Raw genomic sequence first — 14,032 nt, 5'->3', positions numbered from 1 at the left:
TTTCTTGTTCGGTGCCGGAAGGCACGCTGGTATTAGCTCGTTGTTACTTTCACGGTATGCGTGCCGCTGCAGAGTAAAGCATGCGGGTACATGGATTGCTTGGACGGATCAATTTCGATGGTTGTGCCGTCTTCCGCCTTCAGCATGGAGATGTAGAGTTTATCGATATTTTTGATTGCACGAACAGATTTAAGCAGGGAATAGAAGAGCGATTCATGCAAGGTTTCGCCAATCTCCCAGCCTCGTCCGTCCAGCTTACCTCGTATTGGATCCAGAAATTGCGCAAGTCTTGTTTGGCACGCTGCCTCTGTAGGCAGCACATCGTCAAGCGACTCGACTGTAACGGAAACCGTAACAGATACATATAGAAATGCCGGCGCAATGACTTGAACCGACGGCAGATGAGAAACCGTGTTAGCAGCACGTTCGATCAAATATGCTTCGATTTGGCGTTTCAACGCGGGAAACAGCGCGAAACCGGAATCGCCCGGCTCCGATAATGCTACTAATGTAATCGAGCCTAGGCTGCGCTCCAGATGAACGTTCCGATTGGGCAGACATTTCACTTTAGCGAGCCCCGGATACGCCTCTCTTGCCAGCCATTCGAAGTCCTCAGCCGTTACGGCGCGACCTTGATGCTTCAGTCGCTGCGGTCCGCGAAGCAATGCTGCCTCGAGGTGCTCTGTATGGCAGCCTCCACCGGCTGCACTTGGATTGGTTGCACCGGCTATGAACGCGATGGATTGCAGCAATCCTGTAATCTCACCTGCCCCGACATTGCCTTCTGCTCCTGCCGTCACTTTGTAATTCACTCGAATACTGTCCGGACCGCCGCCTGGGACGGCGCGACCTCTAATTCCTTCACCGAAGGTAATGGTTCCTGCAGAACCGTCGAGTACATAATGACGATTCATTGCAGATGAAGTGAGGAACGATTCTACCCCGCTCCATTTAACCCATACGCGCTGCACTTGGCCTTCACTGTCATATAAGACCTCGATATCAGCAGGTACCAGCGACAGCTTCTCTTCTAATTCATGCATAGGCATCGTCTCGGTTTCATCGACCCAAACTTCCTCCGCGATGACCGGCGATCTGGATAATCGATAGACACCGCGAGTTCGCTCCGGCGTTTCTCCGGTAATCGTTCGCTGCTGCAGCACTTGAACGGCGTTCATATCCAGCCGCTTTGCAGCAGGTTTCGCTTGGTCCTCTAAATCATAACAACCGTCGCGGTTGACAGCACGTAACCAATAGCGTTCTCTGCCATAGAGCAGCGTCTGATGGAGCTCCGGCGGGCCTGCAAATTGTACGAGTCCGCTTTCTGTGAATCCGTTCGTCTCATCGATGACGGATAATGGCTTCCAATGTACCGATGTACCTTCGCGAACGAGCGCCTCCCACTCGATCCATGGCCGCTTCGAAGCGTCCCACTTCGCTGGCTGCAGCGAAACCTGCATGGTAATCGGCCCTTTTAGCGGAGGCGAATCAAATCCGAATATAACAGCAGGATAGCTGCAATCAATGGGGTCAAATGGCCGAAACGGCTTGCCGCCGCCGCTTGCTTCTCTCGTCACTTCTCTCATTGCCGCATTATTGAACACGATAGCGGATGCTGCCGGGAAAGTGCGGTCCTCGTAATGGTATCGGAGCTTCAATTCATCCATCCACGGCGTGACATAAATCATTTCCGGTGCGTACATGTTGTCCATCGCGACGACACGTACACGAATCCAATAGTCAAACTGTGCATTGACGAAGGTTTGCTCTAAATCCTGAGGGCAATGCAGGGAAACGTTGCAGTTCAGGTCTTCATGCTCGGGCAGCTCGCTAAACAAGCTCTCATAACGTTCGCTTCCGGGAATTCGTACCCATCCGCTGCCGTTCCAATACTCCCATAGGACACGCTGAATCCGAATTTTCGGCGGATCCTTCTTCTCCAGCTCCGTACGACGCATAATCATGCGCCAACGAATTTCTGGGTCCGGCGCCGTGCGCAGGGCACTCGGCAATGTTTTCATCCTGAAGCTTAGATCAAGCCTGCCATCCCGTTTGCACAATGCTTCCTCACTGCTGATATAAAAGGTCGAATACGGCGCAAAATGCTCACCGAACGGATAAAATCCGTCATGGCTCAGCTCCATATCATTATGAATGAGCATCGTTGGCGGAATGCCGTCAACACCTTGGTTCGGGTCGAAGGCTGATGTTAACGACAACTGATCCAGCTCCAAGTCTTGAGCCAGAAGCGGATTAGCGCTCGCATCCATCACTTTCAGCCTGCAGCGGATATAACGGCCTTCGACGCCGCCGATTTCCACCGGATCGATCGGTCGAACCACTGTTTTATGTAAGGAAACCGTGTTTCCCGCACTCGTAATTTCGTCAAAAGGAACCCATTCGCCTTCGGAATGATACGTCCATTCCAGCAGCTCCGTATCTGCCATAGCAGCAGCCAGCTGAGGCTGTTTATACTTCTTCGCGGAATGGAACAGATTCACACGGATTGTCGCAGGATGGGTCGCTAAGAACAGGTCATCCTCACGGAAGTAGATGGCGTGCTCCTGCAGGTTCATGCCGTAGGCTGCCTGGAAGAGCGGCACTTCACCTTTTCCCTCGGCAAGCTTCTCCGTATACGATTCCGCGGATAACGTTATTGCATCTAGTGCCGGACTAATGCTTATGACATCTGTCAGTTTAGCCGGCGTTACGAGCATGGCCCGCTCACTCTCGAAGAGAAGCTCATCGCCACCGCTTGGTGATGGAGCTGTTAATTGCGTTCCGCGCGGAATCCATACCGGCTCCGTGGCCCCTTCATTAATTCGAAATACAACATGGGTTCGTGCAGGCCGCGCCGACTGAAGCTTCGTTTCCAGCATGTTAAGGAACGCAATAAAGTTCTTCTCCGGCGTCCGGTTAAGCCGTTTCGCATTCTCTTGCAGCATGTTCGCCGCCAAATAGAATAGTGCCGTGCCGGGGTCCGGGTCTTCAGGCGAGAATCGCCACTCCGGGGTATAGAAAGGGGCTGTCTCCTTCATCCAGCGGGCAAGAGCAGCCAGATCGCGCTTATCAATTGCCTGCGGCGCGCCTGCCCCGCTTCGGGTATTGTTCATCATGGTCTCCTGCTCCACCCTTTGTCATCTACTTCGTTCCTTCCTCCAAATAGAAAGGGTAGACCTGATTGAATAGATTGTTCGTGCTCCGGACGACATACGAAATATGGAGCAGCAGCTTGCCGGCTTCAGCACCGTCATGCTCCGCGTGAACCTCGACCTCATGTACGCGCGGCTCCCAGATTCGGATCGCCTCTTGAATGTTTGTCTCCAATAATCGCAGCGTCGTTTCGTCCGTCGTCTCGAACACGAACTCGTGAATGCCGCAGCCAAAATCAGGCCGCATGACACGCTCCCCTTTATTCGTCCACAGTATAATGCGAATGGCCTCCGCGATATCGTCTTCTTTCTCGGCCGTCTTGATTCGTCCCGTGGTGGAGTCGACTTCGATGGGAAATTTCCAGCCTCTACCCAGAAATGATGCCATGACCGCCTTCCCCCTCTTCTGCCTATCGCAGCCTAATTGATTTTGACCATTGCGCCTTTAATGTTGACGATGCCGTCAGACTTGATATCGACGGTGCCGCCGCCTTTAAGGTTCAGTGCTGCACTAGCTTCTATCTTGATCTGCGTCGATTTAATCGTGACTTCTTTCGAACTCGATATCGTCACATCGCCGGTGCCGGATATTTCGATCTTGGTGGACGAGCTCGTTAAGGTCAGCTTTCCCGAGCCGCTTCCCGCGATGGTGAGATTGTTTTTGCCGCTTTTGTCGGTCAGTTTGATTTCCTCGGTGCTGTCCGTAAATTCGATCTTGCTGCCTTTCTTGGTTTGCAGCGTTACTTTCTCTTTGGAGGACGTATCGTCGAAAATAAACTCATGTCCCGCTTTCGATTTAATCTTGCGGATATTGTTGTTCTCATCGCCTGCCGGTGCCGGATTGCTCTTGTTCCACAACGAACCGATGACATACGGCTGATTGAAATCGCCCATATGAAACGCGACCAACACCTCATCGTTTACTTCGGGAACGAACAAGCTTCCTCTGTCTTTGCCCCCCATAAAGGTAAGGCAGCGCACCCAGTCTGTCTCTTGCGTAATTTCGCGATGCGGAAATTTGAGCTTCACGCGGCCGATTTTGTCAGGGTCCTTATTATTCGTGACGACTGCAAGCATAACCCCTTCAATACCGCCTGAACCGCCGGAGCCGCCGCCGTACATGCCGTTACTCATATTGCATTTCCCCCTACCTCAAAGCTTGTCGTATATCCGGATGCGGAGATGGAGTGGCTGACTTCGGTGAGATACATCGGTTGATTGAATTTTGCGCCAAGCCCATCCAGTTTGATATAGCGGCCCGCACGAATTTCCGGAATCCCGATACTCTCGCCTGAGCCTGTGACCAAATCCATTGCCCGTTCATTCATCATCGCATCTGCCAGATCCTGCGCTTCCTGCATCGTCGTTGCATTGGTGTACACATATTCCTTGGTATAGTCCGCAAGCGCGCGCATAATGTCCTTCCCTGTACGGGAATTCGAACCAATGATGTCGACTTGACCGGAATTAGCTTCGATAGCCGTGGACGTTTTCGGATCAAACCCTCTGACGATCACTTGGCTCACCTGATTGGATATATCAACGCTGGTGGAGTAGCTGCGCAAGTTTTTCCCATACATGAGCGTAATGACCGGCGTCTTGGAGTTCTTCGATTCGCGAAAATACAGCGTCTTGCCCACGACAAAAAAATCGTAATCGTTCGACTTAGCCAGCTGTTTCAGAAACTGATAATCCGTCATCCGAATTTGCTCGATGATCGGCCTCATCACTGTCGTTGCATCCACAGACAGCTTCGCGCCATATTTAGCCCCGATTACCTTCACCACGTCGCTGTCCTTCTTCTCTTTCCAGGAGTTCGAGTGGGAGCCCTTCATCATGAGGAAAGAGATATCCATACCCGAGACGCTTACAGTCGGATTGCCGTCTGACGGATACTCCAGATCTACAGACGTAATAATGCCGTAGAACACCGTTTCCAGCTTATCGGTGTAGCCCATCTTAATCTCAACGTACTTGCCGACTGCCAGGAAGCTGTTAATCCATTGAAATTCACGGCGAACCGGATCGAATGCGTTCTGAACCGTAAAATGAAAGGAGTCCGCCTTCTGATTTACCGTCGTATTTACTTTGACCGACGAAATGGCTACACTTTGCCGAATCATGCTGTTGCCATCAATCACAATCTCAAAAGCAGGCGCAAAAAAATTGCGGTACTTCTGCTCCAGCGTGTCAAATTGATAGGTGCTGTTATCAAACTTTACGTCTGCCATAAGCTAGTCCAACCTCGGAACGATAATTTTGCGGCCGGTTCGCAGCTGTCTTGGATTGTCGATCCCGTTCGCTTCCGCAATGGCCCGCCATTCACCCGGATCCTCGTACTCCTCGGCAGCGATCATCCAGAGCTGGTCCCCTTGCTTCAGCGTCTTCTGCTTGGTCCGGTCAGCGGACTGGCGCGGAATATTCTGATACTGCTCCTTCATGCTTTGCAGGGCACGAAAGGTAACGTTCAGCGTTGCTCGAACAGGAAGACCGGAATCCAGAAACATCGTAAACTTCTGCGATACCCGTTCTACTACGCCTTTAAAATCCAACGAGCCCCATACGAATCGGCAGCTCGGAGGTGCATGCAAATCTTTATCGACATCAAGCAGCCTGGATACCTTTGCCGTAAGCAAACGGACATCCGTTGCTTTCTCGTACGTATCGAAGAACAGGTCCATGCTAAGCGTAGTCGCTTCGCCGCTAATAAATTGGGCAATCGGAGTTTGCAGCCCCGGTATGGTCTGCCATGCAAAATTGTTAGCCGATTCCAATGAATATTCGGCGGGATTGAACAGCACTTCAAGCTGCTCTTGGCCCGTGCCTTTTGTGACGATGATTTTTGCTTTCTTCAGTGCCATACCGCATTCGCTCCTCCTATCCCGTTATCGCTAGTAACCACTTCTTCGCTGTTCGAATTTCATTTTCTTCTCGAAAACTTTAAACACTTTATCCGCGATCGCATCCGGCTGCATCTGCGGCATATTCATCAGCATCTGCTGAACCTGCTTCACGTCGATGGTCGGCGCTGGCGGAGGCTTCATCGCAGCAACGCTTTGCCTCACCGTTTCGGCTGCCGCGGCTGCGGCCGCAGCCTTGGAAGCATGATGCTGCATCACCGGCGAAGAGATGCTCCTCGTGAAATCCGGCTCCGCCTGAGTTGAAGGCTTCGCAGCGTAATGAAGCGTAGGCTGAGCCGGCAGTTTCGCAGACTTAGATTGTGAGTCCATTTGCCGCTGAGTTAACGGAGCTTGCGTCGATGGCATCATTTGCTTCGGCACTGCTTGATGATTCACTAGTAAACTAGCAGGTTTGAACGGTGTCATAGCTGTCTCAGTTCGTGCAGCCGTTTGTCGCTGAATGAGAACACCGGCTTGTCTGGCTGCTGTTGCTGCAGTGACTGCCAGTGTCGCGGCAGCCGCTGGCGGGTTCGTTGAAGCTGCGTTCCGCTCTGAAGCCGGAATCCGTGACGTCGCGGCTGACCTCGTTCCGATCACCCTTGGTGCTTGAGCAATCATGCGATGCTGAAGCATTCTCCCCGTTGTTGTTAAGACCGCTCGCTGCAACGGTGCAGAAGAGGCCGATTGGTTTGGCATTGTTTGCTGTGCGCGACCGGCGCTGGCTGGTGATGTAGCTCGGCCGTGGATTATCGCAGCGCCATCGCCTTCAGATTGCGTAGCCGCGCGACGTTGTACCAGCTCATCGCCGCTTGGCTGCGAACCGTCTCTTCGCGTCGTAACTGTCTTCGATTGATAGACAACCTGCGATGCTTTGCTGGCAGCAGCTGCTTCCGTTGAATGCGATTCTATCGAAGCCGGCGCTGCTTGACGGCGCTGTACTAGAATGGAACGTGAGGCTCCATAATCTGCGGTATCTGCTTTACCGTGTTGAGTACTTTGCCGGCGCTGAACCAGTCTGCCTGCGAATTTCGCTGCACCGGGTTGATTTAATCCGTTAGGCTGTTCCCTAATGATAGCTTGTTGCATCAGCTTACCGGATCTATAGATGATTCTCCCTAAAGATCGGGATTCTATGTCAGTTACATTCGATGCAGTCGGTGAAATTGCTCGTCGTTGAACGAGCGGTAGGGCTGGGTCGGAAATCGATAGATTCGAATCCGAAGTCGGCATTGCTTGAGCATTCGTTCGTCCGTCGCTTCTTTGCTGTTCCTTAGTTTGATGCTCCGAAACAGATGCTTGGTTAGTGCCTATTGGTTGAACAATATGACTTTGTTGAACTGAAGCGCCATGTGAATGCCGTTGCTTCGCCGCAATAACAGTTGTGTTCGCACCTGTCTGTGTGATAGGACGACGCTGTACGAGTACCAAGCTTTTGTTTCCGGCGTTGCGAGCGCGCTCAACAAGTGATCCCCTTGCAGATGCTGCTTTTATCTCTCTTCCATCATTGAACTGCACTTGATTCATAGTAGTTCTACTAGTCTTTGATGGAGGCTTCAACTCCGTCTTATCTGCACTGCTGCCAGTTTGGTTTCTCGCTTCTGGCTGCGTAAGATCCCTTGAAGTCGTTTCAACAGAACTGCTCCGTTGAACCAGCATCAATCCCTGATCACCTGCTTTGCGTACTCTTTCGGCAAGTGTGCCGCGGGCTCGCTCCAGCACCTTATCCCATTCTGCGAGATCGTTCTGAGCTTCAACTTTCGGTTGAATCGGGACCCTTATACTTTCCTTATTGCCTGTGAAATCTATGGATGGCGCATCCACAACCTGCTGTTTGTCTCTACGATCGAACTTCTTTGTTTTGTTCTGCTTCTCTGAGAGAGCCGAATCCATATGTGATGATTTCGGTTTCGTAGTGTTCGCTGATAGACGATTGACAATCCGTTCCGTACGAACGCCCCCCGGCGTTGTTGGAGTTGTCACGGTTAATAAGCGAAGGCGATTGACAAACAGGATCGTGCCCCATTTTGCCCCATCCGTTAATGCACCTTTTGCCGAAGGCCCTATGTTTGTTTGTTTGGAAGGTGTCTCATCGGCAGGAAGAGCGCTGGATATTTGTCGTTTGTTGTTGTTCGGTAGATTCAATCTGTCTAATTCAGTTACTCGGCTTGATTTTGCTATAATCACTTGGTTAGAAGGTTTAGTTTCGGAACCGTTTGTCGAAGCACTACTCGATGTCAACTGTTCAAGTGGCCCGGATTTCGCAGCCGGTAACGCTGTATGATCTCGATTGACCGAGAAGGAAGTGCTAGGCCGATCACGATGTAGAATATGCGTTGGAGCTATTATTCTCATTTGTGAAACGATAAGTTTTCCATGAACCGTCTGAAGCTCTCGACGAACTGCGTTGTGAAGTTCTGAATTCGTTCTTAGCGAATTCTTTCTTAGCGAATTCGTTCTGGCCGAAGCAGTTTGAATAACTTGAATTCTCTTCCCTGACAGCGGCAGCGCGATAGGACTATCGAAACCTGCTGCGTTTCTGCGCTGTATCATTGCAAGCACAGGATGAACCCATCTATCAGCAGTTTGATTGTTATTCAATTGCTGAATAGGAGTCACATGAAACTGCTTCACAGACCTGCGAACCATAGACAGCCTCTCAGCCGTCAAGGATGTGTCGGTGGAAACTGATTCCCCCAACCTTCTGCGGAGTGTCATCGTTACCGGTTTGCGATTTAATCGTTGCTCGCGCTTCGCAGTAGAATCTAACGGTCGCCGCTGCAGTGTTTCTGAAAGGGCTATTCCCTCATTCGGCACCGTCTTGTTGGTATCCGTAGATACTTGTCTAGTACCAGCTGGTAGACTGGCGATCGTGTTCTCTGCTCGCGGTAATTCGGAAGATTGTTGCGCATCTTGATGTCGTATAGCTGCTGAACGAGTAGTTCTAGAAGCAGCTTGTTGACGATCTTGCACGATAGGTAGTGCTTGCTTCGCTTTCTCATCACGTGCAGCCAGCGCAGCGGCTAAAGGCAATCCTGCATCTCCGATGCGCCCAAGCAAGACGCGAACTGCGCCTTCCATCCAATTGGGCTGTTGATTGTGCTCGCCGATAGAGGTCATCCGCCAAACCATGCCACTGGCATCACGCTGCCATAACGGCTTCTGTGTCTGCCAATTCAGTTGCCCTCGAACTTTACCAGCCTTCACCTCGGATTCATCCTCGGACTTCATTGTAGGACTCGGGCTTCCTGTTACGATGTTTCGAGGCGCATTTGACATACGCATTCCGGCATATCGGTTTAGCAGTGACCCGATTTGAAGCAATAGAACAGCTGCCTTCCCTTCATCCTCCTGTGCCAGGCGCTGACCGATTACCGGTGAAGCAGCTATTGCTCGGAGTCTGCCTGCCATTCGCTTCGTTTCCGTCCAGTCCAGCACATCACCGAACAAATCAGCTACGCGATTGTCCTGATCTAGCGAAACCTGATTAGCTAACACGCGAACGCTATCGTCACCTCTTGCTCGATTCGAACCTTGAAGCTCAACCTTCGCTGACCCAGCACGCTCTACTGGTGTCGTTTCTGATCGTGATTGCTCCGTCCGTCTCGCATCCGCATGCGCCTGCTCCGAACGCGCTTCATCCAACTTCGCCCGCTCAGACCGTATCACATCCGCACGTGACTGCTCTGTTCGCGCTAGATTTGCCTGCACCTGCTCCGTTCGCGCTAGTTCCGCCTGCGCTTGCTCAGTCCGTGCTTCATCCGCTCGCAGCGACTTAACCCGCGCCTCTTCCGGCTTCAATTGCTCCGTCCGTGCCGCATCCTCCCTGGACAGCTCGCTCCGTTGCTTCGCTCCCTTAGCGTTACCTGCATCCGTCCGCTCCGCTTTAACTTGTTCTGCCTTCGCAGCAGCAGCACCATCGGAGCTGATTTCCTTCCGCACTCGCTCGGACCTACGATCCAGTGTTCGAACATCCAATCTTGTCCCGATCGAACCCGTAATCAGCCGTTCGTTCGCTTCATGATTGGCGATCGCCTTTCGCTCAGACTCCTGCCTAACTTGCACAGCAGCCTGGCGGATGATCTTCTGCGCCAGCGTCAGCCATTCGCGCTCTTTCGCTTCCCATTGCACGTTGAGTGGCATGAGCAGCTGCAGTTTCAAAGCAATTTGCTGTAGAATCGTCGGCGGTAATTGAGGAAGGGTCTCTCCTCCGGAATCAGACTCGCGAAGCGTTAACGGTAATCGTCCCCACTGGTCACGGCGTACGAAACGATACTTATCACGGATGGAAGCTCCGAAAGCCTGATTTGCCTCTGGCCCGTCCTGTCGCAATTGCAGCGGCTTCCCTATTCCCCCGTGTTGTCCTCGTCTCATTCGCTCGCCCCCTTCCGGTCTGTACGCACTGACTCTCTTCCATTACGATTTACTTCTTATAAATGGTCTTCAGCCCGTTATGAACTAGCTCCAACGTTTCAATCGCCACATCACTCTGCGATGCATTCAATGTAGGTCCACTCCATTTCACCGGATAGGCATCAAAGAAATTCCATCTACAAAGCTCTTCACCCGACAAATGCTGCAAAATAATGGAACCGCTCTTGCGAACCACTTTGCCTGCCATGACGCCCGCATACCAATCCCATAAACTGCTGGAGCTTGTAATGCCTCGTCTTAGCATAATAGGTGAGAATCGGGTCGATTTAGGCAGCTTATGAACAAAACCGTTCTGACCGCCTTCGCGAAATTCTTCAATTTCAACCTCAGCTTCCAAACCGCTGACCTCGGTGAAACCGCCTGCAAGAATCCCGTCCAGCTCTACCCAGAAACGAAACACGCCTCCGACGACATTAACTCCATGCGCTGCAGCACTCAATCGCTATCGTCACCTCTTCTTAAACACATCAAATACGTTCGGTTTCTCGGAATCGTCATTCAGCTTCCGGTTAATTCGCGAAATTTCCTCACACCATCGCCGCCGCTCCCGATGCTCCATATTCATGATGTCATCATGCGGCCAGTGAAAGTAATACGCGATAAAACCAGATTCCTCATACAACTTCTCGATCGGATAGCCCGTTAAAGGCTTTCCGTTACGGACAAAAAATCCACATCCACCTCAAAATCATGCTCGCATTTCGGGCAAGCGGTATGCACCTTCGGTGCTTCCATGTCATTGATTTGGCGGTATACATGCTGTAAGTAAGCGAGATCAGCCGTGAACAGCCGCTCGATAATTTTCGTATCAATATGCTTCAAATCACCTAATCGCGTGATGACGCGAGCAAGTAAAATGACAGTCAAGTAACCCGGGTTTTGTTGAACGCGCGGATCGCGCATCGGTAAAATTTCATCAGCTGCAGTAGCAAGCCGAATGACGCCGCGCTTGTGCAGCGTGCCATTATCGTCTACGTAGCCCCGAGGGAGCTCAAATTCATATTCCGTTTGAAACGCCATGCTTGGTTCCCTCCGTTATCTTTCATCAAATTGCAAATTACCAAGATACACCATGAACGAGGCAGAAGCGGAAAACAAGAGATGAGCGGAGCTTATATACGCCCGCATCCATCCCTTGTTCTCGTCAAAAAGCTTCTGTATTAGCGTTGCTGTTATGCTGTGCGTGTCATGCCTTCATGCGCCAATTCCACGAATTCAATCGCTACTTCAGCGCCAGTACCGTTAAAGCTTGGAGCGGAGTATTTCACCGGCCATGCTTCAATAACCTGCCAAGTAGCAACGTCGCCGCCTTCTTCATCGATGGCGATAATCGTTACGGTTTTGCGCTCAATCGTTCCTTCGATGCACTCCTGCATCCAATCGTACAGATCCATGGAATCTGTCGAGCCCCATTTAAGAGAAATATTGCCGTATTTCGCTAGGCCCGGAAGTTTGCGCGGAGTGATGACTTCATTGCCTTCACGGTATTCGATTACGTCAAGAGACGCTTCAAATCCGGATACTTCGCTGAAGCCGGCTTGTTGAATGCCTTCAATTTCAATTCGGAATCTAAAATTGCGGTATGGATCATTGCGTTCGCCTGGCATGGTTATCCCCTTCCATCAAAATGATCTGAACTGCTCTCACTCAAAGTGCCGTACTGCTATAACTGACGAATGCTGCATGTCCGATCTTTGGATCGTGCACGCAAACCAATCGTCAACTGACGAATGCTGCATGTCCGATCTTTGGATCGTACACGCAAACCAATCGTCTATTCGGAGCCGGTTTTCTGAGTGATGCGGAATATAACGAACTCTGCCGGTTTCACAGGTGCGACACCGATTACGCAAACAAGTCGGCCGTTGTCGATATCATCCTGCGTCATCGTTTCGCGGCCAATGTTAATGTAGAACGCTTCCGATGCACTGTTCCCAAGCAAAGCGCCGTCACGCCAAACGCGTGTCAAGAAGGCGTCAATTGTCCGTTGTACACGTGCCCACAGCTGATCATTGTTCGGTTCAAAGACGACCCAGTTCGTGCCGTTCTTGATGGATTCCTCCAAGAAAATAAACAAGCGGCGTACGTTGACATATTTCCATAAGCCATTGGACGAACAGGTGCGTGCACCCCATACGCGCGTGCCTTGACCTGTGAAATGACGGATCAAGTTAACGCCAGCCGGGTTCAGAATGTCCTGCTCCCCTTTGTTGTATTGCACTTCCAAGCCCACTACGCCGCGAAGCACTTCGTTGGCCGGAGCTTTCTGGACGCCGCGCGTCTGATCGGAACGGGAGTAAATCCCCGCAACCGTACCGGATGGCGGAATGAATATATTGCGTTTGTCCAGCGGATCAAACACCTGCAGCCAAGGATTGTACATCGCACAATAGCTGGAATCGAAGATATTCCGGTGCGTCATAACGTCCGCTACTTTTGTTTTCTCACGCGGGATATCAAGAATGGCAAAGCGGCTGCCAAGATTCTCACAATGGGCAACGAGTGCCAATTGTACGTTAGGATCTGTTACACCTGGTACAGCCATAATGCTGACAACGTCGTTATCGATGAATGCCTGAATACCCGTTCTCTTACCAGGACCACGGTCTTCACCCATAAAGTCGCCTGCGCTAAGATTAGCAAGGGAGCCGTCGCTGCCACCGCCGAAGATTACATCGTATTTGCCCGCTTCTTCAGGCAATCCGCTGATGACAGTGAAAGGCGCTATCGCTTCTCCTGCAGTACCTTGGCTCAAATCTTGCGCCGTTACGATACCGGAACGGGCCAGAATTTTGACTACATGGTTTGCTGCGGATACGTTCAGCGACAGCTTCTCGAAGGTCTCGATTTCGTCGCCGGAGAAAATATGAATCGTAAACTCGCTTGTCGTAAGCACTTTAGTCGGAAGCAGCTGGTTGTCTACAACATCTGCTTCTCCGGAAAGCGGTGACTCAAGCTCGATTAGGTTGTCTTGTGAGGAGAGGATGCGATTGTATTGCTTGCCTGTGCCGTCATCGAATGCAACAACATCGCCGGGGTTAAAGCCAGCATTGTTCTTGACGCGGTAACGCTTCGACTCGCCCGGCGTACCGAGCACTTCATAAATTTGTGTCTTTGCTTTGCTTGACGGAACGATTCCGACGCGAATCTGATTGCCCCACGCACCCGGGTTCTTAGCCGTAAGCGCAAGAACTGCCGATTCCGGTGTAGTGTTGCTGGCTGGCTTAGCATCCGAAGGTGCTACGCGCATGACATAACAACGTGAGCCCCCGTTCGTAAAGAACTGATCCACTGCGTAAGCTAGAAAACGATACGATCCGAAAGCATTCTCGGACAAGTAAGAGCCGAACACCCGCTGGAATTCAGCGATACTTGTTACGAGCTGCGGCAAGCCTTCCACGGCACCGCGTTGCGCAAGACCAATAAATCCGGCCGTGCTTGTGCTTGCCCCTTCAAGCGGCTGAGCACCACTCTCAAACTCTTCGACATACACTCCAGGCGACAAATATTCTGCCATATGCCCCTCCCGCTTACTTTACTTTATTTAAG

11 protein-coding genes are annotated in these 14,032 nt (G+C 51.4%); all 11 read right to left on the bottom strand.

Annotated elements, in window-relative coordinates; translation table 11 throughout:
* Positions 1–32 precede the first annotated feature (32 nt).
* The gene (locus AC0YN4_RS14165) at positions 33–3,116 is read right to left on the bottom strand and encodes a baseplate J/gp47 family protein (RefSeq protein ID WP_475836038.1); all 3,084 of its coding nucleotides are present in this window, start codon (positions 3,114–3,116) and stop codon (positions 33–35) included.
* Positions 3,117–3,141: 25 nt separating this feature from the next.
* On the bottom strand, positions 3,142–3,540 hold the full coding sequence (locus tag AC0YN4_RS14160; protein WP_090977953.1) for a GPW/gp25 family protein: 399 nt from the start codon (positions 3,538–3,540) through the stop codon (positions 3,142–3,144).
* A gap of 32 nt (positions 3,541–3,572) precedes the next feature.
* Entirely contained in the window at positions 3,573–4,286 is a 714-nt protein-coding gene (locus AC0YN4_RS14155) for a phage baseplate assembly protein V (protein WP_475780334.1), read from the bottom strand.
* Complete coding sequence (locus AC0YN4_RS14150) at positions 4,283–5,383, bottom strand: phage late control D family protein (protein ID WP_475780333.1); 1,101 nt, start codon at positions 5,381–5,383, stop codon at positions 4,283–4,285. Before AC0YN4_RS14150 ends, AC0YN4_RS14155 begins: the two co-directional genes overlap by 4 nt.
* Before the next feature lie 3 nt (positions 5,384–5,386).
* Positions 5,387–6,013, bottom strand: a complete 627-nt coding sequence (locus tag AC0YN4_RS14145) for a CIS tube protein (RefSeq protein WP_090977947.1) — start codon at positions 6,011–6,013, stop codon at positions 5,387–5,389.
* 30 nt (positions 6,014–6,043) lie between these two features.
* A complete protein-coding gene (locus tag AC0YN4_RS14140; RefSeq protein ID WP_475836037.1) occupies positions 6,044–10,423 on the bottom strand; it encodes a hypothetical protein in 4,380 nt (1,459 codons plus the stop codon).
* 49 nt (positions 10,424–10,472) lie between these two features.
* On the bottom strand, positions 10,473–10,922 hold the full coding sequence (locus AC0YN4_RS14135; protein ID WP_090977943.1) for a phage tail protein: 450 nt from the start codon (positions 10,920–10,922) through the stop codon (positions 10,473–10,475).
* A gap of 9 nt (positions 10,923–10,931) precedes the next feature.
* Entirely contained in the window at positions 10,932–11,105 is a 174-nt protein-coding gene (locus AC0YN4_RS14130) for a DUF6760 family protein (RefSeq protein ID WP_256256138.1), read from the bottom strand.
* Between the two features lie 20 nt (positions 11,106–11,125).
* Positions 11,126–11,503 carry a hypothetical protein gene (locus AC0YN4_RS14125; protein WP_090977939.1) on the bottom strand — a complete coding sequence of 126 codons (378 nt, stop codon included), beginning with the start codon at positions 11,501–11,503 and terminating at the stop codon, positions 11,126–11,128.
* Positions 11,504–11,655: 152 nt separating this feature from the next.
* Positions 11,656–12,090: a phage tail protein gene (locus AC0YN4_RS14120; RefSeq protein ID WP_090977937.1), complete on the bottom strand. Its 435-nt coding sequence runs from the start codon at positions 12,088–12,090 to the stop codon at positions 11,656–11,658.
* A 167-nt stretch (positions 12,091–12,257) separates the two neighbouring features.
* Positions 12,258–14,000 carry a phage tail sheath family protein gene (locus tag AC0YN4_RS14115; RefSeq protein WP_475780331.1) on the bottom strand — a complete coding sequence of 581 codons (1,743 nt, stop codon included), beginning with the start codon at positions 13,998–14,000 and terminating at the stop codon, positions 12,258–12,260.
* Positions 14,001–14,032: the final 32 nt, after the last annotated feature.

The sequence above is a fragment of the Paenibacillus sp. J22R3 genome (assembly GCF_056269305.1).
This window is presented reverse-complemented; position numbering and strand designations above follow the sequence as displayed.

Coding starts and splice junctions, on each gene's coding strand:
- AC0YN4_RS14165 (WP_475836038.1), bottom strand. CDS start 3,116: ATGATGAACAATACCCGAAGCGGGGCAGGCGCGCCGCAGGCAATTGAT.
- AC0YN4_RS14160 (WP_090977953.1), bottom strand. CDS start 3,540: ATGGCATCATTTCTGGGTAGAGGCTGGAAATTTCCCATCGAAGTCGAC.
- AC0YN4_RS14155 (WP_475780334.1), bottom strand. CDS start 4,286: ATGAGTAACGGCATGTACGGCGGCGGCTCCGGCGGTTCAGGCGGTATT.
- AC0YN4_RS14150 (WP_475780333.1), bottom strand. CDS start 5,383: ATGGCAGACGTAAAGTTTGATAACAGCACCTATCAATTTGACACGCTG.
- AC0YN4_RS14145 (WP_090977947.1), bottom strand. CDS start 6,013: ATGGCACTGAAGAAAGCAAAAATCATCGTCACAAAAGGCACGGGCCAA.
- AC0YN4_RS14140 (WP_475836037.1), bottom strand. CDS start 10,423: ATGAGACGAGGACAACACGGGGGAATAGGGAAGCCGCTGCAATTGCGA.
- AC0YN4_RS14125 (WP_090977939.1), bottom strand. CDS start 11,503: ATGGCGTTTCAAACGGAATATGAATTTGAGCTCCCTCGGGGCTACGTA.
- AC0YN4_RS14120 (WP_090977937.1), bottom strand. CDS start 12,090: ATGCCAGGCGAACGCAATGATCCATACCGCAATTTTAGATTCCGAATT.
- AC0YN4_RS14115 (WP_475780331.1), bottom strand. CDS start 14,000: ATGGCAGAATATTTGTCGCCTGGAGTGTATGTCGAAGAGTTTGAGAGT.